This window comes from Burkholderia sp. HI2500 (assembly GCF_002223055.1).
In the GTDB taxonomy this organism is placed as follows: Bacteria; Pseudomonadota; Gammaproteobacteria; order Burkholderiales; family Burkholderiaceae; genus Burkholderia.
This window is the reverse complement of record NZ_NKFL01000006.1, coordinates 2,606,481-2,630,878: the sequence shown is the minus strand read 5'-3', so window position 1 is coordinate 2,630,878 and position 24,398 is coordinate 2,606,481. Positions and strand designations below refer to the sequence as shown.

Below are 24,398 nucleotides of genomic sequence, written 5' to 3'. Positions count from 1 at the left end.
CGCCGCGAAGGTGTGCGCGACGGCGGCAGCGCGTATAGTGGGGCTAGCCTTGTCGCCGGTTCCATGGAACAGTCCTCGTATTCAGGCGTGACATCGTCCGGGCGTTGGGGCGTGCGGGGGCATCGATGCCCCGGGTCGGCATGGTGGATGTGTCGTCGACTTTGAAGCAGGCAGTGCCCTGGCTTGCACGAACCGGATCCGGACTAAACGGCGCCCCCATGAAAATCGATCGCAGCTCCATTCCCTGCTACCTCGTCCTTCGCGCCGGCTGGCCCCCCTATGTATTGAATGCGGACCGCCTGGTGCTCCGCCGCGAAGCGAGCCCGATGTTGCGCGCGTTCGCACGCGCGCGCGGAGGGTTCGCGCATGTCGATGACGTCGCGTGGAACGTCTTCTCCGCCGCCGAGGGCCTTTCTGTGGTCGAGCGTCGGGAGACCGGGTTCTTTGCGCTGATCAATGGAACCGAGACAGAGCATCAACTGTGTTTGCTGGCCACCCTCTGATGTCGCCGCAGGGATGGCCGTGGTCGACGAATGCGCGTCCCGACGGATCGTCGATTGGTGACGCCCGGACGGCGGCGGCGCAGTCCGCCCTTGCGCCGAAAGCGCTTGACACGCTCTGTGATGGCACGTACTGTCGGTCGGTGAAGTATTCAAGAAGCGCGATTGCTGCTCATCATCGACCGTAGCCTGCGGTATTCGTTGTCCTCCCCCTCCTTGATTCTTTCCCGAACCCGTCAGGGTGCGTTACGCACGTTCATTTTCAGGAGATCTAACATGGATACCGGTACCGTCAAGTGGTTCAACGATGGCAAGGGCTTCGGCTTCATCACGCCCGACAAGGGCGGCGACGATCTGTTCGCGCACTTCTCCGAGATTCGCGGCGACGGCTTCAAGACCCTCGCCGAAGGCCAGAAAGTCAGCTACGAAACGAAGAGCGGCCCCAAAGGCCTGCAGGCATCGAACATCACCCCGCTGTAATCGCCCGGAGCTGTCCGCCTCGTTCACGGAGCGGCGCGCAATCGCCGCTTCTTGCGCTACGTGCCGCCGTCGCGGGCGCCGCGTGTGCCGATGCAGGCCCGGCAGGGCCAGCCGTTGCGCATCGGGATGTCGAGCCCGCGTGCACACCTGCGCGCCAACCGCTTTCGTAGCATGTACACGATCGGACGAGCAGCGCTCATCGGATCGTGTACACCGCGCAGCAGGAGAATCGCATGACCCGAAGTCAGTCACGCAGCAACAAGGCGCCGCCGCGCGTCAAGCCGGCCGTGGTGCTGCCCAAGCTCGGCACGGCACTGAACTGGGTGCCGCCGAAGCCGGCCCTGGATACGCAATCGGGTCCGAAAAAGCGCACGCCGGCTCCGCAATAGCGATCCGGATCATTCCGTCAGTCGAGAGGCGGCAACCGGCTGCGTCGCCAGGAGAGCGATTCTGGCGACGCCGGCCCGATCGCGACCGTCTTCGTCGGGACCAGGCGACGCGCTCCGCGCGACACCTCGCAACCCGACATCGTGCACCTGCGGCGCGTCCATGGGTTTTGTGCGTCATCCGGAATAAGTTGGGCGCTCGGCAAATGATGCGCGTATGATGGGTTCATCCGATCGACCCTGGTAAGCCGGTCGCTCGCTCCTCCACCTACCCGTTTGCTGCATCGCCCCGCCTCCGCGCTGCAACGTTGTCCCTTTCACCTCACTGGCCCGCCCCGTAACGGGGATGCTGGCCGGCCCTGTTCGCCCGTGCGATTCGTCGCGGCCGGACGCCAGGAGCTTGTCATGAGCATGCATATCTACCGTGGATTCGAGATCTATCCACTGATTTACCCTCACGCGCCGGCGCTGGATGGCAGCCCGCACAACTACGATGCCGGTTTCGATGCGGCAGTCAAGATTTGCCTGCGCGGCGATACGCTGACGCACAGCCAGACTTTCAGGTTGCGCGACAACGCCCCGTTCGGCAGTGCGGGCGATGCACGTCGTGCTTCGCTGCGCTACGCGGAAAACATCATCGACGACAATCGCGACAAACAAGGCTTCTTTTCCGGCACGCCTTGAGGCAAACCGCCAAGGCAACGCGATGTGTTGTCAATTCGGAGGACGAAATGATCATCGATGAACTGCTCGGCCTGATCAGGCGGCATGAGGTCATCAGGACCGACGCCGTCCTGCCCACCGGAATCGGCGATTCGGCGCGGTGCCATCAGCAGGAACTGCAAATGTTCGTGGCGGTACGCGCGTTGTCGATCGGAGCCGGATATTCGGAGTTCGAGTCCGACGAGATCGCGAGTGCCGTCATGACACGACTCGGCTAGTGTGCCGTTCAACCATTCGAAAACAGGATCACCATGACAACCGTTACGCTGAAGGTCAACGAACCGATCGATGTCGCGCTGCGACGATTTCGGCGCGATATCGAGAAAACCGGGCTGATTCGGGAGTTGCGCAGTCGCACGGGCTATGAAAAGCCCACGACGGAACGCAAGCGGAAAAAGGCGAGCGCCGTGGCCAGACAGCGCTTGCGCGCGAAGCGCATGTTGCCGCCGCGCAAAATGTACTAGGAGGGCATCATGTACACCATGCCGGCCGAGGCGCCGCCGTTTTTCCCGCTGACCAAATGCCAGGTCGATCTCGATCGGCAGACGGACATGGTGACGCTGCTGCCGAGCTTCTATGCGTTCGGATGCGAGTACACCAGCCGCGGTTTTCTGATCGGACGCGACGATGCGTTCAAGTTGATTGCCGCGCTGGAGAAGGCGCTCAGCGTCCAGGGATGAGCTGACGACGACACGCTCGCGAGCATCGACAACCCAAGGGCGAACCATGCGTGTCACGACGAAGTACGTGGATCTGCTCCATTTCCTCGTTGTATTGCAACTCGTGACGCAACGGAAGACGCACGAGTGGCTGTCGTCGTTTCAACTCGTCGAATCGCTGCAAGGCTGGCTGGTTATCCATCGTGCGAAATGCGATTGGCGCGATCGTGTCTGGATAGGTCATGCTTCCCTTCAGATCGCGAAGGCGGCCCGCCCGGTCGACGACGCTGAATCGACGGGGACGGGCGCGCCACGGGATGCGCTGGCAGACCGGTTGAGTTTGCGGATGAAGTGCATCCGCTACCTGCGGGAGCATGTCTGAGCGTGGCCGCGCTCGCACGGGCGGCACGCGGGTGCCGGTCGGCGTCGAGCCGGCGTCAGTCAGGCGGGATCGTGCATGCGACTACGCCGCTACACCGCTACCCACGCAAAATCCTGTTTCAAATGCTCCAGCCGCTGCGGCCGCTGATACAGATACCCCTGCGCATACTGAATCCCGACCGTATGCAGCGCGCGATGCTGCGCTTCCGTTTCCACGCCTTCCGCGATGATCTTCAGGTCGTAGTGATGCGCCACGGACGCGATCCCTTCGATCAACCCGGCACTGCCGCCGTTCAGTTGCGAGACGAACTGGCGATCGATCTTCACGTAGTCGAACGGAAAGCGTGACAGCAAGTCGAGATTGCTGTGATGCGTGCCGAAATCGTCGATCGCGAACTTCGCGCCTTTCGCTCGCAGCGCATGGAACATCGCGGTGGTGCGCGCATTCTTCTCGAGCAGGATGCGCTCGGTGACTTCGAGCACCAGCGTAAAGCCCGGCGGCAGCGCGCGGATCGCCTCCTCGACGACGGACACGAACCCCGTGCGCTCGAGATCCTTCGGCGCGATGTTGACGGCGATGCGCAGCGGCGCGCACGGCGTCAGCGCGGACAGTTCCGACACGGCTGTCCGCAGCACGAATTCGGTCACTTTCGGCAGCACCGCGCTCGATTCGACCTGCGGGATGAACACGGCCGGGCTGATGGCCCCCCACTTGGGGTGCTGCCAGCGCAACAGCGCCTCGACGCCGACGGTCATGCGCGTCTCGACATCGACGATCGGCTGGTACACGACGTGGAGCTCGTCGCGCCTGAGTGCGTTGCGCACGGCCTTCAGCAGCAGCCGGCGCGGCGCCATCGCGAGCAGGTAGGCCGCCATCACGAGGCCGTCCGCCAGCAGCACGATCGTGATGGCGATCAGCCGATAGTGCTGCCGGACCTGCGACGCATAGTGCGTGGATGCGGCAACCCGCACCGTGAACGGCCAGCGGGGTGACACGATCGTGCTTCCAACGACCGGCTCCGTGGCCGACTCCGGCGTGAATTTCCCGTGCTGGTCGAGATGGCCCGAACCCGCGATCGACAGCGTCGCGGTTTCCGTCCCGTAGCGGGCGCCATGCGCGAGCGCGTCGGCCACGTAGTCGCCTTCGATCAGGTAGAGCACCCCCGCGCCGGGTGCGGTCGCGTAAAACACGGGCAGCACCGGGATGCCTTGCTGGAACGGCGTCTGCCGCAGCAGCGTGACGAGCGTCGAGCCCGGTTCCGGCTCGTGGGTATATGCGCCGAGCGGCAGGTCGATCGCCCCCAGCGCCGACGAGCACATGACGCGGCCCTCGTGCACCAGCGCCACGGCGCGCAGATAGCGCAGGCGTGTGCCGATCTCGGCGAGCGTCCGGAATACCGCCGGGCATGGCCGCCCGACGAGCGCGGTCAGTTCGTCCACATGCCGCAGGCGCGCACCGTCCAGGATGCGGTCCACCGAGGCCACGATGTCGTTCGCGATGACGCGTTCATGCTCGATGACGGTATCGCGCGCGTAGCGGTCGGCAAGCGCGATCGCGAATGCCGGCACGAGCACGCAAACGATTACGGCGGCGAAAAAGGCGACCCGCGGCCATGCGCCGCTGCGCTGGAAAACGGCCTTCGAGCCTGGCGTGAACGCTGACATTCCCGCGGTCGCCTTGGGTGTTGTGTGTATGAAGAGGCGAGTCGAACCGGTCGATACACCCCCGGCGCATGCGTCATGCCGGGTTCGGGCCATGCGCGGTGCGTGCCGGGATCGCAATGCGATCGATGCTACGGTCGCGACGGGCATGTGCGGCGGACCCGGCGCAATCGGCCAATTATCCCGGCGGCTTGCCTTTATGAACATGTGCATGCAGCACCTGTACATAGACGTAGCACACCGAAAAAACCCCGGCCGCATGGTCTTGCGGCCGGGACAAAAAAACACCGTCTCTTGGCACGAGGATGGTGCGCGGCAAGTATAAGATGTGATGAGAGATTACGAAATATTGTTATTCAACTATTGGTGTAGTTTTGTCATTGTGTCTCGACAAGAAACATTCTTTCGGGATGCTGTCTTCGTCGACCTGCCGACGGCCTGTGATCGGTCGCCGCGCGCTACGGTCGCACGTCTCGCCGGAGCTTCGGGATGGAAGAAAATACCGCGCCCACGGTCATCGTGACCGATGGCGCAGCCGCGGCCGATGGCGGTTCGCTGTGGATCCAGATTGCCGTGAACGGGAAAGCCGGCAACTACTCGCTCAACCGCGCGCTCGCTGCGCGCGGCACGCCGCGCTACAACACCATCAGCGGTGAACGTGGCCCGCTTTAGAAAGGTGAACGAAAGGAGTTGCTCGCGCTGCTGTGCAGCATTGCCGATCCCGCGATATGGGCCGGCATGGTCGGCACGTTCGTGCAGGTGCTGCAGGCGTCAGGAGATGAGTGAACGATACGGTGCCGGCGCGTCGCGCGGGCCGCGCTTCAGAAATCGTTGCGCATCTTGCGCAGCAAGTCACCGCCCGACTGATGCGTGTCCACCGCGGTGAGCACATCGGTCAGGAACCACGGCAGGTTCAGTTGCGTATTGGCATCGCTGACGCATACGCGGATCGGCGGCGCCTTTGACGGCGAGCGCGCGTCGGGCGTGGCGTCGCGGGACGGCACGCAGTTTTTTGCGTGCACTTGAACGGGCGCCGGTTCGGCGCTGCCGGACGGCGCACCGGCGGCGGCCGGCAAGCTGACGGCGGCCAGCAGGGTCAGGAGAGCAACAGGGGCAACGCGTTTCATGGGATTCTCCGGCGATGCTCGTTCGACCGCGCGGGTGGACGCGAGTTCGTCGGCGGCGCACTTGCGCGCCGCGCTCAGCCGCGCGCGACGTTCGCTGCCCGCGCCGGTTGCCGGCTGCGCCACTGCTGTGGCGATTCGCCGGTCCAGCGCCGGAAGGCGCGCGTAAAGGCGCTGTGTTCCGAATAGCCGAGCAACCAGGCGACTTCCGCGAGCGTCAGCCGCGGATCGTTCAGGTGGTCGATCGCGAGCCGCCGCCGCGTGTCCTCGCGCAGTATCCGGAAGTTGAGCCCGAGTTCGGCAAGCCGTCGATGCAGCGTGCGTGACGACACATGCAGGCCCGCGGCGATCTGTTCGAGGCTCGCTTCGCCCTGCGTCAGCAGGCGCGCGACGGCTTCGCGCACCGACTGTTCGAGATCGTCCGTCTGCCGCAGTTCGGCGAGCAGCGCGCTCGCCTGGCGTTCCATCATCTGCAGCAGTGCGTCATCCGGCTGGCGCAGCGGCTGCATGAGCAGATGCAGCGGGAACGCGAGGCGGTTCACCGGCTGGCCGAATCGCACCGGGCAGCCGAAATAGTCGATGTACGGTTGCTCGTCGCCGGGCGACGGATGCACGAAGCAGACCTCGTCGGGCCCGTGATGCGTGCCGGTGATGTTGCGTGCGAACTGGACGATGGCCGTCAGCGCCACTTCGTCGACGAGCGGGCCGAGCGGCTCGGGCGCGTCGTGCCATTCGATCGCGACCGACGTCGCCTCGACCCGCACCTCCATGCGCGCGACGTTCGCGATCAGGTGTTCGTATTGCTGCCAGCGCGCGAGTGCGGCGCCGGCATCGCGGCACGCATGGAGCGCATAGCCGAGCGCACCGAGATGGGCGGGCGTGATTCGCTGGCCGACGTGCAGGCCGAGCAGCGGATCGTCGAGCGCGCGCACCGCGCATTCGAGCAGGCGCCGCCAGTGAGCGCTCGCATACAGCGTGAGCCCGCGATCGTCCTCGGGCGGCCGCGCCTCGCCGAGCACGCGCGCGGCATCCTTGCCCTGCTCGGACAGATAGTCGAACAGCAGCCGCACGTAGGTGCTCGAGTAGTAGACGCGCTGCGTCGATAGCGGGGAGGCGGCGGGCATGGCGGAAAGTGTCAAGTAATCGTCGGCAAGTGTCAACGCGTGGCGACCCGCGCGCGACCATACTGCCGGTCAGTTCTTGATCGAGGCCGCGAACATGCCGACCGAGTTGATGACGTGGCTCCATGCGTTCCTGGGTAACGACGTGGACTGGAAGCAGGTGCTCCTGATCGGCATGACGCCGGTCTTCCTGATCGCGTTCGCAATCGAATATGCGGTGATGACCGGGCGCGGCCGCCGCGAGCCGTTTCGCTGGAAGGAGATCGCCGCGAACCTGTCGCTCGGCGCAGGCTATCAGGTGGCCGAGACCGTGATGGGGCTCCTGTTCACGGGCGCGATCTTCGCGTGGGTCTACCGGCACCGGCTGTTCGACGTGCCGGTGAACGGCTTCACGATCGTGCCGATCTTCGTCGTCGTGGAGTTCTGCTACTACTGGTTTCATCGCACGTCGCATCGCGTGCGCTGGTTCTGGGCCGCGCACGTGCCACATCACAGCGGCGAAGTGATGAACTTCACGACGGCGATGCGGCAGTCGCTGCTGAACGCGTTCGTCGGCGTGTTCGTGTTCTACCTGCCGCCGGTGTGGCTCGGCATCCCGCCGGCCGTCGTGCTGTTCCTGCTCGCGGTCGATCTCGCGTACCAGTACTTCGTGCATACCGAAGCGATCGGGCGGCTGCCGCGCGGGTTCGAGTACGTGTTCGATACGCCGTCGAACCATCGCGCGCATCATGGCCGCAATCCGCGTTACATCGACCGGAACTACGGCGGCGTGCTGATCATCTTCGATCGCCTGTTCGGCACGTATGTCGAGGAAACGGAGCCGGTCGACTACGGGATCACGCAGCAGATTCGTTCGTATAACTTACTGGTGCTGAACCTGCACGAATTCGTCGACATGTGGCGTGACGTGCTCGCACCCGGGCCCGCCCTGCAGCGGCTGAAACACCTGTGGATGCCACCCGAGTGGGAGCGGCCGGGGCATCGGCCGATCCATACGTGGAGTGTCGAGCGCAAGGGCGAGGAGGAGACGGCGACAACCTCGCGTGCGATGCCCGACGAGGATGCGTCGGCGCCAGGGCGCAAGATCGTACAAGCCACCGGTACGCGATCCGGCTAACCTGCATGCTTTCCTCGGCGAAAGGCGCGGCGGGCAATGACGAAGAAAGTATTCTGGGACGATCCCTATCGGACGACGCTGGATACCGTCGTCAGCCACGTCGACGGCGATCGCGTGCGGGTGGACGCCACCATCTTCTTTGCGTTTTCCGGCGGGCAGGAAAGCGACGCGGGGTCGCTGTGCGGCTATCCGGTCATCCAGGCCGACAAGCAGGGCCTCGACATCGTCTATACGCTGCCGCACGATCATGCGCTGAGCGTCGGCGATCGCGTGACCTGGAGCATCGACTGGGCGCGGCGGTACCGGCTGATGCGTCTGCACTTCGCGGCCGAAATGGTGCTGCAGCTGGTCTATCGGCTCAGGCCCGGCATCGAGCGCATCGGCGCGCATATCGGGCCGGACAAGGCGCGCATCGATTTCGCGAGCGACACGAGCGTGGCGCCGCTGTTTCCCGAGATCGAATCGGCCGCGGCCGACCTGTCGAAGCGCGACCTGCGCATCGTGACCGATTTCAGCGATGTCGATGCGCAACGCCGATTCTGGCGGGTCGACGGCTTCGCGACGATGGCGTGCGGCGGCACGCATCCGGCGTCGACCGGCGAGATCGGCATGCTGACGCTCAAGCGCAGGAATACCGGGAAAGGCAAGGAGCGGATCGAGGTGATGCTGGTCGAGCCGGAGAGCGCCGGCGGGTAGCGGGGTGAGCGGGTTGCGTCATCCGCTGCCCGCGTCACCTCACTGATACCCGTAACACTGCTTCAACCCCGCGTAGTCGTAGAAGTGGCTGCCCGGGGCGATCTTCGCGCCGTCGCACGCGGCCTGGAAATCCGTTTCGCGCTCGTTGTACAGCATCTTCACGATGAGGCGCGAGCCGTTGCGGTAGACATCCCACTGCATGTTCGCGGCCATCGGTGACACCTGATCACCGCGCCACGGATTGCTCGCGTACGTGTAAGTCTGCGCCTGCGGCGTCGGCACGAACACGTTCTTCAGGTTCATGATCGACGCGAACGGAATCACGATCTCCGCGTGCGTGAAGCGCAGCTTCGCGGCGCGGGTCAGATCGCCGCGCGCGATCGCATCGACTTCGCCGAAGAAATCGTCCTGCAGCACCTTCGCCATCCGGTACGTGACGGGGTTCGCTTCCTGGATGCCCGGCCCCTTCTGGTAGTAGTCCTCGGCATCCTGCAGATACGCGAGATACTGCGCCTGCTCCGCGCCGATGTACTTCTCCATCGTGACGCCGCCGGTTTCCGCGGTCATCGCGGGCGCGACCTGCAGCAGGTTGTACAGCACGTTCACCGCATCGACGGCCGTTGCGATCTTCGTCTTGCCGTCGCCCTTCAGCGTGTTGGTGAACTTGCCGTCCGCCGACGTGAATGCATAGGTGCCCGTGTTCGCGAACGTGTAGCCGTCGGTGCCGAGCTTCGCGATGAAGGCCTGCGACACCAGCGCGGACAGCACCGTCTGCGCGACGTCGGCCGCCTGCGGCGCGGCCTTGATCGCGTTGAGCTTTGCGGCCACCGTCGCGTCGTTCGCATAGGCCTGGTATGCCTGGCTCGCCTGATAGGTCGCATAGTACGGATTGCCGGTGTCGGTTACGAGATCGGTGGCCGGCTTCAACGAATGGAAATACAGCAGGAAGCGGTTGGTGCCGGCCGGCTGCGCGACCGGCGCGTTCGCGGGATAGCCGGACGGCGCGGCGGGCAGCGTGATCGCCGTGGCCAGCGCCGGCTGCGCGGCCACGAGCGACGCGGAGAAATACGTCGAGCTGTCGACCGCGCGATCCTGGCCCGAGTTGACGACGACGACCTGCCGGTTGCCGGCCGCGAACAAGGCCGGCAACCGCTGCGCGAGCCGCGCGGCGAGCCGCTGGTGTTCGCGGATGCCGGTTTGCGTGAGATTGCCGTACCCGGGCGTCGAGATGCCCGCCACGCCATAGCCGAGCAGCGCATTGGCCTTCATCATCGCGTAGGTGTCGGCCTTGAGCTGCGCGCCGAGCCTGGTCAGTGCGCCGTCGGCCTCGGCCTTGACCAGCATCGCGTAGATCGCGCCGTCGTACTTGAAGCCCGACAATCCACGCGAGCCGTGGCGCGCGACGAGTTCCGTATAGACGGGCGCGTAGCCGGCGGGCGGCGCTTCGTACGTCGCGGCGTCCTGCTGCGGACGGTACGGCGTCTTCGTCTGGTAGTAAGTCGCGGGTGTCGGCTTGGGCTGAGGCTGCGGTTGCGGTGCAGGCGTCGAACCGCTGTTGTCGGCAGAGGCCGCGGGTGGTGTCGAGTCGTCCCCGCCGCAGGCAGCGAGCAGCAGGCAGGTAATCGCGAGGGCGGTGGCGGTGCGGATCGGGCGTGTCATCGTGGCGTGCAACGGGCGGGACGATGCAGGTTCGCGTCGTCCCGTCTCCGGGCGTGATCGGTCAAGCCCGGAAGTGTTGCAAGCGACTTTGACAGCAGAATGTCAGGATTCGGTCGGGCAATCGTCGGATTGCCGCCGGATCGAGGAAGGCCGGCCACCGCCGGCCCGTGTGCCGGCGTTCAGTGCAGGCCGGCCGATGCGATCGAGCGCACGGTGTCGGTGATGTTCACGCAGCGCGACAGGCCGAAATGCTCGGCTTCGCGGCGCTCCGGTTCGCTGCTCGCAATCGCCACCGCGCGTTCGGGCGGCACGCCGAGTGCCTGCAGCGCGACGTCGAAGGGATGCTGGTTTGATCCGGAGTCCTGCTGATTGGCGTCCGTGACGACGACCGAGAAGCGGTCGAGGTTCGCGCGGCCGAACTGGCCTTCGAACATGTCGCTGAGCCGTGCGGCCGGCAGCGTCGTGACGAGACCGAGTCGATATCCTTCTTCCGATGCTCGGTCGAGCCACTGGATGATCGCGTCGCGTTGATGGCGCGATTCATGCGAATCCGGTGTTGCTTCGATTTGCGCGAATGCTGCGTCGAGACGGGTGACGATGGCTTCGATGACCACGGTGATTCCTCTTCAGAGACGTGATGATCCGTTCGCCGACGGGAATGCCACACACCTTAGCGTCGATCCGGAAAACGCGACCAATTAATATTTATAGCCGACCCATACGATTTGACTAATGAATGGGGCGTCGAGCCAATGTGGACGCGGGATGCGTGTCGCACGGCCTACTTCGCGCGAATCGCATCGTATCGACGGCCTTCGATGTGATGCACCAGATTCGCGCACGCGGTGAATGCACTGCGCATGTGCATATGAAAAAACGGCATATCGAGCGATGCACGCCCGATATGCCGTCTTGCGATCCCGCGTATGAACAGGCGTGATCAGTGCAGCTTGATCGACGGCTGGTTGCGGCTTTGCAGCCAGTGGCTCAGCGACTGGAACAGCGCGCGCTTCACGCCGACCACGCTGAACAGGTGCTTGCGATACAGGAACTTGTACAGCCCGATCGCGGCAAGCCCGTCGACGATCAGCGAGCGCGAACGCACACTGATGTCGGCCTGATACACGGCGCCCGCATGCCCGAGCGACACGACGGTGCCCGCATCGCGGAACGTGAAGCCCGCCACCGGCTTGCCGGCGACGCGCCGCGCGAACGCGTTGACCAGGTACACGGCCTGCTGATAAGCGACCTGCGCACGCGGCGGCAGGAAGCCGTTTGCGCCGCCCGTCGGGCAGGCGGCACAGTCGCCGAACGCATACACGTGCGGATCGTCCGGCGTCTGCAGCGTATCGGTCACGATCACCTGGTTCGAGCGGTTGAGCGCGATGTCGCCGATCTGCCGCAGGAACGCGGGGCCCGCCACGCCGGCCGCCCAGATCGTGATGTCGCTCGCGAGCCGTTCGCCGGTCGAGGTCGTCACGGCGTCCGCGCCGACTTCCGCCACGCGGGTATCGGTCAGCACGTCGACGTTCAGCGCGCGAAGCTGCGCGTGCATCTTGCCGGACAGCCGCTCGTCGAGCGCCGGCAGGATGCGCGGGCCGCCTTCGATCAACCGGATGTGCACGTCGCGCGCGGACACCAGCGCCTTGAAGCGGTACGTCGTCAGTTGCTGGATCGCATCCCGCAATGCCGCTGCCAGCTCGACGCCCGTCGCGCCCGCACCGATCACGTTGATGCAGATCGGCGCCGCGCGCCGCGCGGGCTGCTGCTCGGCCAGGTGATTCGCCTTCGTGCAGGCCGCGAGGAACTTCCGGCGGAAATCCTCGGCCTGGTCGAGGTTCTCGAGCGGCAGTGCGTGGCGCGCCGCACCCGGCACATTGAAGAAGTTCGTCACGCTACCGACGGCGAGCACGAGATCGTCATAACCGAGCTCGCGCTGCGGCAGGATTTCCGTGCCGTCCGCGTCCTGCACGGCCGCGATCGTCGCGGTGCGTGCCGCGCGGTCGACCTGTTGTAGCGCGCCCTGCACGAAGCGGAACCCGTGGCGCTTCGCTTGCGCCGCGTATTCGATCGTGTGCGAGGCCGGGTCGCGATGGCCCGATGCGGCTTCGTGCAGCAGCGGCTTCCAGAAGTGCGTCGGATAGCGGTCGACGAGCACGACTTCGGCTTGTCCGCGGCGTCCGATCGTATCGCCGAGACGCGTGGCGAGGTGCAGGCCGCCGGCGCCGCCGCCGACGATCACGATGCGCGGCAGGCGCGGGGCGCGATCCGTTGCAAGGTTGGGCGTGGTGTTGTCCATGTAGGGCTCCCGCTTTAATGACGATTCGGATGACATTGCTCAAGAACCGACGATATAGTTTCGAACCTACTCGAACAATTTAATGTTTATAAGCGACTCATATGTATTCACTTATAGGAAAAACCGCGACGTTCCGGCAGCTGAAGGCGCTGGACATGATTGCGCGGCTCGGCAGCGTGTCGCGGGCGGCCGAGGAACTGAACCTGACGCAGCCGGCCGTGTCGCTGCAGGTGCGCCTGCTCGAGGAGGCGGTGGGCGCCGCGTTGCTGCAGCGGGTGGGGCGCGGCGTGCAGCTGACCGCGGCCGGCGAGATCGTGTCGCGCTATGCGCGCGAGATCCTGCATCTGTGGAGCGAAGCCGGCGACGAAGTCGCCGCGCTGACGGGCGATCTCGGCGGCACGCTGCGGATCGGCGCGATCACGACGGCCGAGTACCTGATTCCGCCGCTGCTCGTGAAATTCACCGCGACGCGTCCGCATGTGAAGACTTATTTCAAGGTGGGCAATCGCGACGACATCATCCGCATGCTCGCCACGCATGAAATCGATCTCGCGGTGATGGGCAGCGCGCCGAAGGAACTGCGCACGCATGCGGTCGAGTTCGCGAAGCATCCGATGGTGTTCGTCGCGGCGCCCGGCCATCCGCTGATGCAGCGCAAGCGCGTCGCGCTGAAGGATCTCGAATCCGCGCACCTGCTCGTGCGCGAACGCGGCGCGGGGACGCGCTCGACCGTCGAGAGCCTGTTCAAGAACGCGGGTTACCGGTTCCATGTGGGCTCCGAACTGTCGAGCAACGAGGCGATCAAGCAGATGGCCGAAGCGGGGCTCGGCGTGGCGTTCCTGTCGTTGCACGCGTGTGCACTCGAACTGCGCACCGGGCTGCTCGGGCAACTGCCGTTCCCCGGCAACCCGATCGAGCGCGAGTGGTATGTGGTCACGCTCGCCGACCGGCGCATTTCGCAGGTCACGGGGCTGTTCCGCGATTTCCTGATCAAGCAGGGCGCGCCGGTGATCGACGGCGCGACGGTGGCGCCGCACGAGCGGCGGCGCAAGTAGGCGGATGCGTTGACCGGCCGGTCAGACGAGCCCGAAGTCGTCGTTGCTGTCGGGGATCGATGCGAGCAGCCGTTCGAGCCGGGTCCAGCCGACGATGCGCAGGCACCAGGCGGCGATGGTGGCGAAGGCGGTGCGGTCGTTGCGGGGGCCGGATGAGGGGCGATTGGCGGAAGGCGAGCGCACGGTGAACGCGGCGCGTTGCACGAGGCACTGATGGGGCATGACGGTCTCCGTAGGTGTCGGATGGGGCCATCGTAAGCGGCGCGGCGCCCGCCGGCGCGCACACAAGGATGGCCCTGAGCAGGAATGGATGATCTTTTTCTGCTCGACCGGGGCGGGCCGCCGGCAGGCCCGGCAGGCGGCCCGAAAACGCGTCACAATGCGCGTTCGACATCCCGATCCACAGGAGGAAGGCCATGAGCGATGCGATTCTCGCGGCGCCGACGGACAACGGCGTCCCGGTCAGCCTGCGCTCGAGCCGCGGGCTCGGCTGGCAGGGCTTCGGGGCGTCGCTGCTGGCCATCCGCGCGGGCACCTACCGGATTCCGGCGGCCGAGCATCACCGGATCGGCGTGCATATCGGGTCACCCGTTCGCGCGGATTGCGTGTGCGACGGCGAGCGTGTGTCGCGCATCCAGGCGCATGGCGACGTCGACGTGATTCCGGCCGGCCTGCCCGGCCAGTGGACCGACAGCGCCGACTGCCAGATCCTCCATATCGCGCTCAGCGACACCTTCGTGCGGCGGACCGTCGAACAGCTCGAACTGAAGCCGTCGCAGGGGCAGATCCGCCGCCGGCTGCAGGTGCGTGACCCGCGCCTGCAGCACATCGCGTGGGCGATGGCCGCCGAACTCGAAGCGGAAGACGCGTCGGATCCGCTCTATGCGGAAAGCCTGTGCACGGCGCTCGTCGCGCGGCTGGTCGACGGCCAGCCGGCATTCCGCGAGCGCCGCCGCACGCTCGCGCCGAAGGCGGCCGCGCGCGTGATCGACTACGTCGAAGCGAACCTGGAGCGGCGCATGACGCTGGCCGAACTCGCGGCGCTCGTGTCGATCAGCGTGCCGCACTTCAAGGTGCTGTTCCGCGAGACGCTCGGGATGCCGGTGCACCAGTACGTCGTGCGGCGCCGGGTCGAGCGCGCGAAGGCGTTGCTGCTCGAAGGCCGGCTCAGCATCAGCCAGATCGCGCTCGAGGCCGGGTTTGCGCATCAGAGCCACATGGCGAACTGGATGAATCGCGTGCTGGGCGCGACGCCGACCGAGATTGCGCGGTCGGGGGCGCGGGGCGGGCTGCGGCTCGCGTATGACGGCGAAGGTAGCGGGGGTGACGCGTAGCGGAGCGATGGCGCCGCGCCGGAGATCAGTCGTCGCGCCGGATCCCGGGGCAATTGTCCAACAGGCTCCCGGACTGTTCCTCGGCTAGAGGCAGACCGTACGATTCGACGCGGAAGGCGAGGCAGCGGACGGCCCGCATGACAGCCGCCAGCCAATCCGTCATCCTTTCCTGCTGGTTTCATCCCTCCGTGCGCGCCGTTCCCGTCGCGCAAACCGACAATCACCGCACTTTCATCCTCTCAGGAGCGAATCGTGTTCGTGATCTTCGGTGCATCCGGCAACGTCGGCCAGTCGACCGTGACGGCCCTACGCAACGCCGGCCATCCCGTGCGCGCGGTATTGCGCGACGCACGCCATCGTGAACGTTTCGCGCAGCTTGGCTGCGACGTCGTGACCGCAGAGCTGACCGACGCGAACGCGGTCGCATCGGCGATCGACGGCGCGCGGGCCGTGCAGATCCTGTGCCCGGTGCCGGTCGCCGACCCCGATCCGGCCGCGACGATGACGCGGACGATCGACGTCGCGGCTGCCGCGCTCGCCGCCAACCCGCCGCCGGTGCTGCTCGCGCTGTCGGACTACGGTGCGGAGCGCGACGGCAATACGGGCATCACGCGTCTGTTTCATCACTTCGAGGAGCAACTGAAGGCGATCCCGACGCACGTGACGCTGCTGCGTTCGGCTGAGCATCTGCAGAACTGGACGCGCATCCTGCCGGTCGCGCTCGGCACCGGCGTGCTGCCGAGCTTTCACCATCCGGTCGGCAAGGTGTTCCCGACGGTCTGGGCGCCCGATGTGGGCGTCGTCGCGGCGCAATTGCTGCTCGATGCGCCGGAAGGCGGCAACGGTCCGCGCATCGTCAGTGTCGAAGGGCCGCGGCGGGTGAGCGTGACGGCGATCGCCGATACGCTCGCCGCGGCGGCCGGCCGGGCCATCGTCGCGCATGAGTTGCCGCGCGAGACGTGGGCCGCGACGCTGCTGCGCGCGGGCCTCAGCGAACGACATGCGCAGTTGATCGTCGATCTCTACGACGTGCACAACGCGGGGCAGATCGACGTCGAGGAGGGCGTGTCGGAGCGGCTGTATGGCACGACGACGCTGGCCGATGCGCTCGCGCAACTGGTGCGCCAGCACGCGCGATAACAGTGGCGGCGACGCGCGTGGCGCATCACGCCGATCGCCGAACCTTGTTCAGTACCGCATACGAAAGTGACCCGATCACGATCCCCCAGAACGCGGCGCCGAGCCCGAGCCACGTCATGCCCGACGCGGTTGCGAGGAACGTGATCAGCGACGCCTCGCGGTGGCTCTCGTCCTCGAAGATCCCGTGCACGTTCGCGCCGATCGCGCCGATCAGCGCGAGCCCCGCGAGGATCGCGACGAACGCCTTCGGCAGCGCGAAGAACACCGTGACGATCGTGCCCGCGAAGAGCCCGCCGATCAGGTAGATTGCCCCGTTCGCGAGCCCGGCGATGTAGCGCCGGTCCGGATTCTCGTGCGCGTCCTTGCCGGTGCAGAGCGCGGCCGTGATCGCCGCGACGACGATCGTGATCCCGCCGAAGCACGCGACCACGAGCGACATCACGCTGGTCGCGGTGATGATCGGCCGCGCGGGCGTGTGATACCCGGACACGCGCAGGATCGTCATGCCCGGCAGGAACTGGCCGGTGAGGCTGACGACCACGAGCGGCAGCGCGAGGCTGAGCGTCGTGCCGAGCGTCCATTCGGGCGCGATGAAGATCGGGTGCGCGAGGCTCGCCGACACGTTGCCGAGATGCGTCATCCCGAGCAGCGTCGCGAGCGCGGCGCCCGTCAGCAGCACGAGCACGATGCTGTAGCGCGGCAGCAGGCGCTTGAAGATCACGTAGGCGGCGATCATCCCGAACGCGAGCGCGGGCTGCTCCGACGCGGCGGCGAACGCATGCGTGCCGAACGGCAGCAGGATGCCGGCCATCATCCCGCACGCGATGCCGCGCGGAATGTGGCGCACCAGCCGGTCGAAATAGCCGGTCACGCCGATCAGCAGGATGATCAGCGCGGCCGTGATGTACGCGCCGACGGCCTGGTTGAGCGTCAGTTGCGGAAACAGGCCGACGAGCAGCGCGGTGCCGGGCGCCGACCACGCGGTGATGACCGGCACCTTCAGCTTCCAGCTCGCGAACAGGCCCGAAATGCCCGCGCCGATCGAGATCGCCCAGACCCACGACGACACCATCGCATTCGACGCATGGGCGGCCTGCGCGGCCTGGAAGAAGATCGCGAGCGGGCCCGCGTAGGAAATCAGTACCGCGAGAAAACCCGCGGTAATCGCGGAAACGGACCAGTCGTTGCCGATCGCGCGGATTGCGCCGGGCGGGGTGTTCGGTTGCATCGTCGTGGGGGCATGCGGCGCGCGGCCGGGAGCAGAGCCGGGGCGAATGATTGTTGGAAGCCCCGGACGAGCCGCCATTCTGGGCATTGCCGACGCAATTGGCAATGCGCGGGCGGGAGCAAGAATGTTGGTGTTTCGTAAGGAATGCGCGGCGGGGCGGACGAATCGTCGGCTCCGCCGCACGTCACGTGCTGATCTGCAGCACCTTGTCGACCACCGCCACCTTCACACCGCTGCCCGTCGACAACGACGCCGTGCCCTGATCGAACGGATGCACGGGCGTATCGGTCGGCGTCCACGCATGGCGCGCGAGCAGTTCGCGATACCCGCCGCGAATCACGAAGCCGCCGCACTTCCGCGCATACGCGTCGCGGCGCATCCGGTACGCACGCGGCAGGTCGTACCACGGCAGCTTCGGCAGGTCGTGATGGACGAGGTGATAGTTGTTGTTCAGGTACAGCAGCCGCATCGCGAAGCCGGCTTCATTGATTGCGATGCGCGCCTTCGGATGCGGCGCGGCGCGGTGCTCGTACAGCGAGCGGATCATCGCGATCGACAGCGCGGGCCACGTGACCACGAGCAGGTAATACCACCACGGCACGCCGATCGCCCATTGCAGCCACGCGAGCAGCGCAACCACGCAGGCGATATGCATCGCCCACATCGGCAGATAGCGAAAGTCGCCGCGACGAAACGCGGCGAATGCATCGATGCACATCGCAAAGATGCTCAACGGCGGCCCGGCGATGAAGCGTCCGATGAAAGTCTTGCGGGCGACCGTCAGCACGCGGCGCCAGCGCGGCAGCTGCGCCCAGCGTTCGCGCGTGACGTAGTTCGTTTCGGGATCGACGCCCGGCACGGTCAGGTCTTCGTCGCGGTGGTGGTCGAGGTGCGTATCGCGATACAGCGTGTACGGATACCAGACCGTCAGCGGCGGATAACCGAGCAGCTTGTTCACGAAGGCGGAGCGTGTCGGGTGGCCGTGCAGCAGCTCGTGCTGTAGCGACAGGTGCCACGCGCCGAGCAGGATCAGCGGCAGCGTCGCGGCCGCGAGCGACAGGGTGCCGTCGCGCACGAGCAGCAGCACGGCGAGCCAGCCGCCGTAGATCGCGACGACCAGCAGCCAGGTCGGCCACTCGGTGCGGGCGGTGAAGCGGGTGTCGAGCGCGGCGATCGCACGCGCGTGGTCGACGTCGAAGTATTCGGCCATGGCGTTGAGGCGGATTGAACGGGCAGTGCGGGGAACGAGCGGTTGAACCGGTGCGCTCGGCCCGGGTGCGCAGGTGTCTCGCGGATCACGGTCGGCCTGTCCGTTATCACGTGCAATGGCGATGCTCGGGCAGGCATCAGGACGGTACCGGGATCGCGCCGCCCGGCCAACCAATCGATTCGCATTTGCTTATCGTCGAGCGGCCGATAAGCTTCGGGCGTGCCGCGCGACGATCAGCCCCCGTTTTACAGAGATCGAATCGGGTTTCGCTGCGTGAGCGTCGATGCGTAGAATGCCCGCATGAACTCATGGATCGCCGCCCTGCCGATGTATAACGTGACGCCGCGCCACGATGCGCTGTGGCGCGCCCTGCTGCGCGACACGCTCGATGCGTTCGCGAACGCGGGCGGGCCTGCCGATGTCACGCTTCCCGACGAACCCTTCGCCGACCTGCACGCGCTGTGGCGGCGCGACGATCTGCTGCTGTCGCAGACCTGCGGCTACCCGTACCGGATGCTGGGCCTGCGCGATGTCGTGCGACTGATCGCAACCCCCGTGTTCGATGCGGACGGTTGCCACGGCGCGCACTACAGCAGTGTGCTGGTCGTGTCGGCACGCGCGCATGCGGGCGGCGCGACGACGCTCGCCGCATGCCGGGGGCTGCGGGCCGCATTTAACGGTAGCGATTCGCACAGCGGGATGAACGCGCTCCGGCATGCGGTCGCGCCGCATGCACGCGACGGACGATTCTTCGGATCGGTTGCAGCGCTCGGCTCGCACCTGAACGTGCTGCGTGCGCTGGCTTCAGCGGAAGCCGATTGCGCCGCGATCGATTGCGTGACGTTAGCGTATGTGCGCGACGCGTTGCCCGAATTGCTGGAGGGCATCCGGATCGTCGGGATGACGGCCTCTGCGCCGGGTTTGCCGCTCATCGCATCGCGCGCGCTGCCGGAGTCGCAGGTCGCTGCGTTGCAGGATGCGCTGGACGTCGCGGTGGCGGCCGATGCGGAACGGGCACGCGTGCTACGGCTGACGCGATTCGAACGGCGGCTGCCAGCCGATTACGACACGATCGAGCGGTTCGAGCGCGAGGCAGCCGCGCATGGGTATCCGGCGCTCGCGTAGCAAGCAGGCGATGCGGGCGGCTTGACGGGGCGGCGGCCGATTGCCGAAAGCGGGGCGACGACGGCAGGTTGCCCGGGGCGACGCAAGGTCAGGGGCAGATTCAGGTTGGGCTTAGGCGCCACGGCGCGGCGATGCCGCCGCGACGCCTCCACGTTACCGCTTATTCTTCGTCCATCAACCGGACCTTGACCCGCTTGCCCTTGATCTTCCCGGCATTGAGCTTGCGCAGCGCATCGCGCGCCACACCGCGCTCGAGCGCGACATAGGTCGAGAACTCGGTCACGTTGATCTTGCCGATCTGCTTGCCGTCGAACCCGGCGTCGCCGGTCAGCGCGCCGAGCACGTCGCCCGGGCGGATCTTGTCCTTGCGCCCGCCGAGGATCTGCAGCGTTTCCATCGGCGGCGTCAGCACGCCGTCGTCGGCCGGCGTCAGTTCCGCGAGCGGATGCCATTCGACGTCGCGCTTCTGCGCCTGCTCGATCGCACCGACGCGGCCCATCTCGTCCATGCTCGCCAGGCTCAGCGCCCAGCCGTCCTGATCCGCGCGGCCGGTGCGGCCGATACGGTGCACGTGCACTTCGGGGTCGGGCGTCACGTCGACGTTGATCACCGCTTCGAGCTGCGCGATGTCGAGCCCGCGTGCGGCGACGTCGGTGGCCACCAGCACCGAGCAGCTGCGGTTCGCGAACTGGATCAGCACCTGGTCGCGTTCGCGCTGGTCGAGCTCGCCGTGCAGCGCGAGCGCGTGGAAGCCCTGCGCGTGCAGCACGTCGAGCAGGTCGCGGCACTGCTGCTTCGTGTTGCAGAACGCGATCGTGCTCACCGGCCGGTAGTGGTTCAGCAACTGGCCCACCGCGTGCAGCCGCTCGTCTTCCGTCACTTCGTAGAAGCGCTGGCGGATCTTGCTGTTGTCGTGGCGCTCTTCGAGCTTGATTTCCTTCGGGTTGCGCAGGAACTGCTGGCTCAGCTTCGCGATGCCGTCCGGATAGGTCGCGGAGAACAGCAGCGTCTGGCGCGTGGTCGGGCACATCCGCGCGACTTTCGCGATGTCGTCGAAGAAGCCCATGTCGAGCATCCGGTCGGCTTCGTCGAGCACCAGCGTGTTCAGCGCGTCGAGCTTCAGGTTGCCGCGATCGAGGTGATCCATGATGCGGCCCGGCGTGCCGACGACGATATGCGCGCCGTGCTCGAGGCTCTGCGCCTGCGGGCGCATCGGCGTGCCGCCGCACAGCGTCAGCACCTTCACGTTCTCTTCGGCGCGCGCGAGGCGGCGCACTTCCTGCGCGACCTGGTCGGCGAGTTCCCGCGTCGGGCACAGGATCATCGCCTGCACGTCGAAGCGGCGTGCGTCGAGGCGCGCCAGCAGCGCGAGCGAGAACGCGGCGGTCTTGCCGCTGCCCGTCTTCGCCTGCGCGATCAGGTCCTGGCCGGCCAGCGCGACCGGCAGGCTCGCGGCCTGGATCGGCGTCATGTCGACATAGCCGAGCTGCGCGAGGTTGGCGAGCGTGGCGGGCGTCAACGACAGCGCGCTGAACGGCGTGGCGGTCGGCTGGGTCATTCCAGGTCTCCGAGGTAAGGGCGGCCTTCCATCTGCTCGTAGACGACCTTGCCTTCGTCGTCTTCGAAGCGTTCGAGGTAGTTGCGCGCGCCGCACAGCGGGCAGCGGAACAGCAGCCCCTGGCCTTCGTCCTTGATGACGACGTCGGACTGCTCCCACGGCGTGCCGCAGCTCTGGTTTCGGCAGGTAAACACGGTCTTTCTCCAGCTGAATTCGGTTGATGGCGCGCCCGGGCGGGCGCGGCAACGGCGGGCGGCGCTCGCGCGGCTTGGGCGCGGGCCGCACCGGGCGTCGCTTGGATTGCGTCGATGCGGATGATGGATCGAGCGGCGACAGGGTCGCGCGTGCCGCAATTCTAGCGGAAGCGGGCGGCCCGCCGGGCGGTTTCGCCCGCGACCCGCCAAGAAAAACGGCCGCCCCGGAGGGCGGCCGTGTCGTGCGGCGCGAGGGTGTCGCGCGGCGCTCGGCGCGTTACAGTGCCATGTCGGTCGCCGCCTTCGCCGGGCGGGCCGGCGCGGTGCCGGTGGCCTGCGACGGCGTGCTGAGGTCGATCTTCGGCGGCGGCGACAGCTGCAGCACGTCGCTGGTGGTCGTCCATTCCTCGACGACCTTCGCCGGGCTGTCGTTCAGCTTCGTGCCGTAGCTCGGCACGATCTGGCGGATCTTCTGCTGCCACTCGGGCGTCGCGACCTTGTCCTTGAACACCTTCTTCATCAGGTTCAGCATGATCGGCGCGGCCGTCGACGCGCCCGGCGATGCGCCGAGCAGGCCCGCGATGCTGCCGTCCTGCGATGCGACGATCTCGGTGCCGAGCTTCAGCACGCCGCCCTTGACCGGGTCGCGCTTGATGATCTGCACGCGCTGGCCGGCTTGCCACAGGCGCCAGTCTTCCTTCTTCGCGTTCGGGAAGTACTCCTTCAGCGCGTTGAAGCGGTCGTCGTCGGACAGCATCAGCTGGCCGGCGAGGTACTGGACCAGCGGGAATTCGTCGACGCCCACGCGCATCATCGGCGCGACGTTGTGCGTGTTGGTGCTCTTGAGCAGGTCGAAGTACGAGCCGTTCTTCAGGAACTTGGTCGAGAACGTCGCGAACGGCCCGAACAGGATGATCTTCTTGCCGTCGATGATGCGCGTGTCGAGGTGCGGCACCGACATCGGCGGCGAGCCGACCGACGCCTTGCCGTACGCCTTCGCCAAGTGCTGCTTCACGACTTCGGGGTTGTCCGTCACGAGGAACGAGCCGCCGACCGGGAATGCGCCGTAGTCCTTCGCCTCGGGGATGCCCGATGCCTGCAGCAGGTGCAGCGCACCGCCGCCCGCGCCGATGAACACGAACTTCGCGTCGACCGACTGCGCCGGTTCATCCGAGTGCAGCTTGACCCAGCTCACGTGCCACGTGCCGTCGGCATTGCGCGAGATCTCGCGCACTTCGCTCGACAGCGACAGCGTGAAGTTCGGCTGCGTCTTCAGGTAGCCGACGAACTGGCGCGTGATCTCGCCGAAGTTCACGTCGGTGCCGATCGGCGTCCACGTCGCCGCGACCTTCTGGTTGCGGTCGCGGCCTTCCATCATCAGCGGCACCCACTGCTTGATCTGGTCGTAGTCTTCCGAATACTGCATGCCGCGGAACAGCGGGCTCGCCTGCAGCGCTTCGTAGCGCTTCTTCAGGAAGCGGACGTTGTCGTCGCCCCACACGAAGCTCATGTGCGGCGTCGAGTTGATGAACGAATGCGGGTTCTTCAGCACGCCCTGCTTGACCTGCCACGCCCAGAACTGGCGCGAGATCTGGAACGACTCGTTGATCTCGATCGCCTTCGAGATGTCGATCTTGCCGTCCGCCTTCTCCGGCGTGTAGTTCAGCTCGGCGAGCGCCGAGTGGCCGGTGCCGGCGTTGTTCCAGCCGTTCGAGCTTTCCAGCGCGACGCCGTCGAGGCGCTCGACCATGGTCATCGACCAGTCAGGTTGAAGCTCGTGCAGCCAGACGCCCAGCGTCGAGCTCATGATGCCGCCGCCCACCAGCAGGACGTCGACCTTCTTCGTATCGGTGGCATGCGCGGACGATGTCGCGACGCACAGCGCGAGCGCCGACAGTATTACCCGTAACGTTTTGATCACAGCAGATCCCTTTTTCAACTTGGATGCATCGGTTTGCCAAGCCGCCCGGCGCAGGTGTCGATCGCGATGAAACACGGATCCGGAGATCCGGACACGCGAATCCGGAATTCCGGATCGACGCCGCACGCCGTTGCATTTGCGCACGCGAAGGCGTCGGGAAGGACACCTTCGGATCGGCTGCCTGCGGGCAGGCAAGCGCCTGCGTCACAGTGGCGCACTACGCGCCCGGGCCCTTGCGGCAAGCCTGAGCGGAAGACGCTTCAGGCTGCGTGGAAAGAGGCCGCGCGCGACGCGTTTTGCGGAGGCGGGGTGGCAAGGGGCGCGTAATGTAACCGAACTCGTTTGCTGTGTCACAAACGAAAAAACCCGTTGTTTTTGTGGGGTTTTGTGTGTGTCCGGGTTTCCGGAATGGCGGTCGCGGGAAGCGGGAAAGCTGGGGATAACTGCGCGGGATCGGGGGTGTCGGGCGCGGCGTCGCACCGCGTCCCGATCACGTCATGCCATGTTGCGTCACTTCGCGAAATCGTTCCGGCAGAACTGCTCGTACGCCTGCGCCGAATTCGCGAAGCCCTTCTGCTTCGCGAGTTCCCACGGGCGCTCGCATTGCTGCGTTTGTTCGCACCACGAATAGCCGGCCGACGGGATGCAGCCGTGCGGATCGCGATCGCTGCCGGGCATCGGCGGCGGGGGCGGCGCGGCAGCCTCGGCCGGCGCCGACGCGGCGGCCGGCTCGGTGGGTTGCGCCGCACAGGCGCTCAACGCGAGCGCGCAGGCCATGGCGGCGGCCAGCGAAGCAGACGGAAGAAGACGTTTCATCAGGTAGCGC

General features: G+C 66.4%; 28 protein-coding genes. 15 read left to right on the top strand and 13 right to left on the bottom strand.

Annotated features, from left to right (window positions below; all coding sequences use genetic code 11):
• Positions 1 to 218: 218 nt before the first annotated feature.
• The 8 genes from CFB45_RS29575 (at position 219) to CFB45_RS29540 (ending at position 3,130) form a co-directional block, all read left to right on the top strand.
• Positions 219 to 503, top strand: a complete 285-nt coding sequence (locus CFB45_RS29575) for a hypothetical protein (protein ID WP_089429199.1) — start codon at positions 219 to 221, stop codon at positions 501 to 503.
• A 273-nt stretch (positions 504 to 776) separates the two neighbouring features.
• Positions 777 to 980 (top strand): cold-shock protein, encoded by a 204-nt coding sequence (locus CFB45_RS29570; protein WP_089428591.1) that lies wholly within the window; start codon positions 777 to 779, stop codon positions 978 to 980.
• Positions 981 to 1,213: 233 nt separating this feature from the next.
• On the top strand, positions 1,214 to 1,369 hold the full coding sequence (locus CFB45_RS39190; protein ID WP_174975490.1) for a hypothetical protein: 156 nt from the start codon (positions 1,214 to 1,216) through the stop codon (positions 1,367 to 1,369).
• A gap of 402 nt (positions 1,370 to 1,771) precedes the next feature.
• Entirely contained in the window at positions 1,772 to 2,050 is a 279-nt protein-coding gene (locus CFB45_RS29560) for a hypothetical protein (protein WP_089428589.1), read from the top strand.
• 47 nt (positions 2,051 to 2,097) lie between these two features.
• A complete protein-coding gene (locus CFB45_RS29555; RefSeq protein ID WP_089428588.1) occupies positions 2,098 to 2,307 on the top strand; it encodes a hypothetical protein in 210 nt (69 codons plus the stop codon).
• A 33-nt stretch (positions 2,308 to 2,340) separates the two neighbouring features.
• The gene (rpsU, locus tag CFB45_RS29550) at positions 2,341 to 2,553 is read left to right on the top strand and encodes a 30S ribosomal protein S21 (RefSeq protein ID WP_006754722.1); all 213 of its coding nucleotides are present in this window, start codon (positions 2,341 to 2,343) and stop codon (positions 2,551 to 2,553) included.
• A gap of 9 nt (positions 2,554 to 2,562) precedes the next feature.
• The gene (locus tag CFB45_RS29545; protein ID WP_089428587.1) at positions 2,563 to 2,769 is read left to right on the top strand and encodes a hypothetical protein; all 207 of its coding nucleotides are present in this window, start codon (positions 2,563 to 2,565) and stop codon (positions 2,767 to 2,769) included.
• Between the two features lie 67 nt (positions 2,770 to 2,836).
• Positions 2,837 to 3,130, top strand: a complete 294-nt coding sequence (locus CFB45_RS29540) for a hypothetical protein (RefSeq protein WP_144025241.1) — start codon at positions 2,837 to 2,839, stop codon at positions 3,128 to 3,130.
• Positions 3,131 to 3,219: 89 nt separating this feature from the next.
• Here CFB45_RS29540 and CFB45_RS29535 read toward each other — a convergent pair whose 3' ends face one another.
• Positions 3,220 to 4,794, bottom strand: coding sequence for an EAL domain-containing protein (locus CFB45_RS29535; RefSeq protein ID WP_089428585.1), 1,575 nt, complete (start codon positions 4,792 to 4,794; stop codon positions 3,220 to 3,222).
• A gap of 486 nt (positions 4,795 to 5,280) precedes the next feature.
• Here CFB45_RS29535 and CFB45_RS39640 point away from each other — a divergent pair, with 486 nt between their 5' ends.
• Entirely contained in the window at positions 5,281 to 5,463 is a 183-nt protein-coding gene (locus CFB45_RS39640; RefSeq protein WP_256978408.1) for a hypothetical protein, read from the top strand.
• Between the two features lie 149 nt (positions 5,464 to 5,612).
• Here CFB45_RS39640 and CFB45_RS29525 read toward each other — a convergent pair whose 3' ends face one another.
• Both CFB45_RS29525 and CFB45_RS29520 read right to left on the bottom strand, forming a co-directional pair.
• Positions 5,613 to 5,918 carry a hypothetical protein gene (locus CFB45_RS29525; protein ID WP_089429198.1) on the bottom strand — a complete coding sequence of 102 codons (306 nt, stop codon included), beginning with the start codon at positions 5,916 to 5,918 and terminating at the stop codon, positions 5,613 to 5,615.
• A gap of 74 nt (positions 5,919 to 5,992) precedes the next feature.
• Positions 5,993 to 7,039, bottom strand: coding sequence for an AraC family transcriptional regulator (locus tag CFB45_RS29520; RefSeq protein WP_089428584.1), 1,047 nt, complete (start codon positions 7,037 to 7,039; stop codon positions 5,993 to 5,995).
• Positions 7,040 to 7,133: 94 nt separating this feature from the next.
• Here CFB45_RS29520 and CFB45_RS29515 point away from each other — a divergent pair, with 94 nt between their 5' ends.
• Together CFB45_RS29515 and CFB45_RS29510 are read left to right on the top strand one after the other, a co-directional pair.
• Positions 7,134 to 8,153, top strand: a complete 1,020-nt coding sequence (locus CFB45_RS29515) for a sterol desaturase family protein (RefSeq protein WP_089428583.1) — start codon at positions 7,134 to 7,136, stop codon at positions 8,151 to 8,153.
• Positions 8,154 to 8,189: 36 nt separating this feature from the next.
• Positions 8,190 to 8,849: an alanyl-tRNA editing protein gene (locus CFB45_RS29510; RefSeq protein WP_089428582.1), complete on the top strand. Its 660-nt coding sequence runs from the start codon at positions 8,190 to 8,192 to the stop codon at positions 8,847 to 8,849.
• A 39-nt stretch (positions 8,850 to 8,888) separates the two neighbouring features.
• Here the strand turns inward: CFB45_RS29510 and CFB45_RS29505 are convergent, their stop codons facing one another.
• From CFB45_RS29505 to CFB45_RS29495, 3 genes are all read right to left on the bottom strand, one after another.
• Positions 8,889 to 10,508 (bottom strand): histidine-type phosphatase, encoded by a 1,620-nt coding sequence (locus tag CFB45_RS29505; RefSeq protein ID WP_089428581.1) that lies wholly within the window; start codon positions 10,506 to 10,508, stop codon positions 8,889 to 8,891.
• A 179-nt stretch (positions 10,509 to 10,687) separates the two neighbouring features.
• Entirely contained in the window at positions 10,688 to 11,122 is a 435-nt protein-coding gene (locus tag CFB45_RS29500; protein WP_043178987.1) for a phosphatase, read from the bottom strand.
• A gap of 326 nt (positions 11,123 to 11,448) precedes the next feature.
• Positions 11,449 to 12,807 (bottom strand): NAD(P)/FAD-dependent oxidoreductase, encoded by a 1,359-nt coding sequence (locus tag CFB45_RS29495; RefSeq protein WP_089428580.1) that lies wholly within the window; start codon positions 12,805 to 12,807, stop codon positions 11,449 to 11,451.
• A 101-nt stretch (positions 12,808 to 12,908) separates the two neighbouring features.
• Here CFB45_RS29495 and CFB45_RS29490 point away from each other — a divergent pair, with 101 nt between their 5' ends.
• A complete protein-coding gene (locus CFB45_RS29490; RefSeq protein WP_046548935.1) occupies positions 12,909 to 13,862 on the top strand; it encodes a LysR family transcriptional regulator in 954 nt (317 codons plus the stop codon).
• Between the two features lie 21 nt (positions 13,863 to 13,883).
• Here CFB45_RS29490 and CFB45_RS29485 read toward each other — a convergent pair whose 3' ends face one another.
• Positions 13,884 to 14,084: a hypothetical protein gene (locus tag CFB45_RS29485; protein WP_089428579.1), complete on the bottom strand. Its 201-nt coding sequence runs from the start codon at positions 14,082 to 14,084 to the stop codon at positions 13,884 to 13,886.
• 194 nt (positions 14,085 to 14,278) lie between these two features.
• On the opposite strand from CFB45_RS29485, the gene CFB45_RS29480 reads away from it, so the two are divergent.
• Positions 14,279 to 15,196 (top strand): AraC family transcriptional regulator, encoded by a 918-nt coding sequence (locus tag CFB45_RS29480; RefSeq protein ID WP_089428578.1) that lies wholly within the window; start codon positions 14,279 to 14,281, stop codon positions 15,194 to 15,196.
• A gap of 252 nt (positions 15,197 to 15,448) precedes the next feature.
• Positions 15,449 to 16,336: an NmrA family NAD(P)-binding protein gene (locus CFB45_RS29475; RefSeq protein WP_089428577.1), complete on the top strand. Its 888-nt coding sequence runs from the start codon at positions 15,449 to 15,451 to the stop codon at positions 16,334 to 16,336.
• A 25-nt stretch (positions 16,337 to 16,361) separates the two neighbouring features.
• Here the strand turns inward: CFB45_RS29475 and CFB45_RS29470 are convergent, their stop codons facing one another.
• Together CFB45_RS29470 and CFB45_RS29465 are read right to left on the bottom strand one after the other, a co-directional pair.
• Positions 16,362 to 17,564, bottom strand: a complete 1,203-nt coding sequence (locus CFB45_RS29470) for a benzoate/H(+) symporter BenE family transporter (RefSeq protein WP_089428576.1) — start codon at positions 17,562 to 17,564, stop codon at positions 16,362 to 16,364.
• Positions 17,565 to 17,748: 184 nt separating this feature from the next.
• Positions 17,749 to 18,774, bottom strand: a complete 1,026-nt coding sequence (locus CFB45_RS29465) for a fatty acid desaturase (RefSeq protein ID WP_089428575.1) — start codon at positions 18,772 to 18,774, stop codon at positions 17,749 to 17,751.
• A 300-nt stretch (positions 18,775 to 19,074) separates the two neighbouring features.
• Between CFB45_RS29465 and CFB45_RS29455 the strand changes: the two genes are divergently transcribed.
• The gene (locus CFB45_RS29455) at positions 19,075 to 19,899 is read left to right on the top strand and encodes a phosphate/phosphite/phosphonate ABC transporter substrate-binding protein (RefSeq protein WP_089428574.1); all 825 of its coding nucleotides are present in this window, start codon (positions 19,075 to 19,077) and stop codon (positions 19,897 to 19,899) included.
• 160 nt (positions 19,900 to 20,059) lie between these two features.
• On the opposite strand, the gene dbpA is transcribed toward CFB45_RS29455, so the two are convergent.
• From dbpA to CFB45_RS29435, 4 genes are all read right to left on the bottom strand, one after another.
• Positions 20,060 to 21,457: an ATP-dependent RNA helicase DbpA gene (gene dbpA, locus CFB45_RS29450; RefSeq protein WP_039344267.1), complete on the bottom strand. Its 1,398-nt coding sequence runs from the start codon at positions 21,455 to 21,457 to the stop codon at positions 20,060 to 20,062.
• Positions 21,454 to 21,651, bottom strand: a complete 198-nt coding sequence (locus CFB45_RS29445) for a hypothetical protein (RefSeq protein WP_011356541.1) — start codon at positions 21,649 to 21,651, stop codon at positions 21,454 to 21,456. The genes dbpA and CFB45_RS29445 overlap by 4 nt, the downstream gene beginning before the upstream one ends.
• A gap of 277 nt (positions 21,652 to 21,928) precedes the next feature.
• Positions 21,929 to 23,572, bottom strand: a complete 1,644-nt coding sequence (gene mqo / locus CFB45_RS29440; RefSeq protein WP_089428573.1) for a malate dehydrogenase (quinone) — start codon at positions 23,570 to 23,572, stop codon at positions 21,929 to 21,931.
• A gap of 510 nt (positions 23,573 to 24,082) precedes the next feature.
• Entirely contained in the window at positions 24,083 to 24,388 is a 306-nt protein-coding gene (locus tag CFB45_RS29435; protein WP_089429197.1) for a hypothetical protein, read from the bottom strand.
• Between the last annotated feature and the right edge of the window lie 10 nt (positions 24,389 to 24,398).

What these genes read in the sequence shown, in the direction of transcription:
- CFB45_RS29575 (WP_089429199.1), top strand. Translation starts at nt 219, where the DNA reads ATGAAAATCGATCGCAGCTCCATTCCCTGCTACCTCGTCCTTCGCGCC.
- CFB45_RS29570 (WP_089428591.1), top strand. Translation starts at nt 777, where the DNA reads ATGGATACCGGTACCGTCAAGTGGTTCAACGATGGCAAGGGCTTCGGC.
- CFB45_RS39190 (WP_174975490.1), top strand. Translation starts at nt 1,214, where the DNA reads ATGACCCGAAGTCAGTCACGCAGCAACAAGGCGCCGCCGCGCGTCAAG.
- CFB45_RS29560 (WP_089428589.1), top strand. Translation starts at nt 1,772, where the DNA reads ATGAGCATGCATATCTACCGTGGATTCGAGATCTATCCACTGATTTAC.
- CFB45_RS29555 (WP_089428588.1), top strand. Translation starts at nt 2,098, where the DNA reads ATGATCATCGATGAACTGCTCGGCCTGATCAGGCGGCATGAGGTCATC.
- rpsU (WP_006754722.1), top strand. Translation starts at nt 2,341, where the DNA reads ATGACAACCGTTACGCTGAAGGTCAACGAACCGATCGATGTCGCGCTG.
- CFB45_RS29545 (WP_089428587.1), top strand. Translation starts at nt 2,563, where the DNA reads ATGTACACCATGCCGGCCGAGGCGCCGCCGTTTTTCCCGCTGACCAAA.
- CFB45_RS29535 (WP_089428585.1), bottom strand. Translation starts at nt 4,794, where the DNA reads ATGTCAGCGTTCACGCCAGGCTCGAAGGCCGTTTTCCAGCGCAGCGGC.
- CFB45_RS39640 (WP_256978408.1), top strand. Translation starts at nt 5,281, where the DNA reads ATGGAAGAAAATACCGCGCCCACGGTCATCGTGACCGATGGCGCAGCC.
- CFB45_RS29525 (WP_089429198.1), bottom strand. Translation starts at nt 5,918, where the DNA reads ATGAAACGCGTTGCCCCTGTTGCTCTCCTGACCCTGCTGGCCGCCGTC.
- CFB45_RS29520 (WP_089428584.1), bottom strand. Translation starts at nt 7,039, where the DNA reads ATGCCCGCCGCCTCCCCGCTATCGACGCAGCGCGTCTACTACTCGAGC.
- CFB45_RS29515 (WP_089428583.1), top strand. Translation starts at nt 7,134, where the DNA reads ATGCCGACCGAGTTGATGACGTGGCTCCATGCGTTCCTGGGTAACGAC.
- CFB45_RS29510 (WP_089428582.1), top strand. Translation starts at nt 8,190, where the DNA reads ATGACGAAGAAAGTATTCTGGGACGATCCCTATCGGACGACGCTGGAT.
- CFB45_RS29505 (WP_089428581.1), bottom strand. Translation starts at nt 10,508, where the DNA reads ATGACACGCCCGATCCGCACCGCCACCGCCCTCGCGATTACCTGCCTG.
- CFB45_RS29495 (WP_089428580.1), bottom strand. Translation starts at nt 12,807, where the DNA reads ATGGACAACACCACGCCCAACCTTGCAACGGATCGCGCCCCGCGCCTG.
- CFB45_RS29490 (WP_046548935.1), top strand. Translation starts at nt 12,909, where the DNA reads ATGTATTCACTTATAGGAAAAACCGCGACGTTCCGGCAGCTGAAGGCG.
- CFB45_RS29485 (WP_089428579.1), bottom strand. Translation starts at nt 14,084, where the DNA reads ATGCCCCATCAGTGCCTCGTGCAACGCGCCGCGTTCACCGTGCGCTCG.
- CFB45_RS29480 (WP_089428578.1), top strand. Translation starts at nt 14,279, where the DNA reads ATGAGCGATGCGATTCTCGCGGCGCCGACGGACAACGGCGTCCCGGTC.
- CFB45_RS29470 (WP_089428576.1), bottom strand. Translation starts at nt 17,564, where the DNA reads ATGCAACCGAACACCCCGCCCGGCGCAATCCGCGCGATCGGCAACGAC.
- CFB45_RS29465 (WP_089428575.1), bottom strand. Translation starts at nt 18,774, where the DNA reads ATGGCCGAATACTTCGACGTCGACCACGCGCGTGCGATCGCCGCGCTC.
- CFB45_RS29455 (WP_089428574.1), top strand. Translation starts at nt 19,075, where the DNA reads ATGAACTCATGGATCGCCGCCCTGCCGATGTATAACGTGACGCCGCGC.
- dbpA (WP_039344267.1), bottom strand. Translation starts at nt 21,457, where the DNA reads ATGACCCAGCCGACCGCCACGCCGTTCAGCGCGCTGTCGTTGACGCCC.
- CFB45_RS29435 (WP_089429197.1), bottom strand. Translation starts at nt 24,388, where the DNA reads ATGAAACGTCTTCTTCCGTCTGCTTCGCTGGCCGCCGCCATGGCCTGC.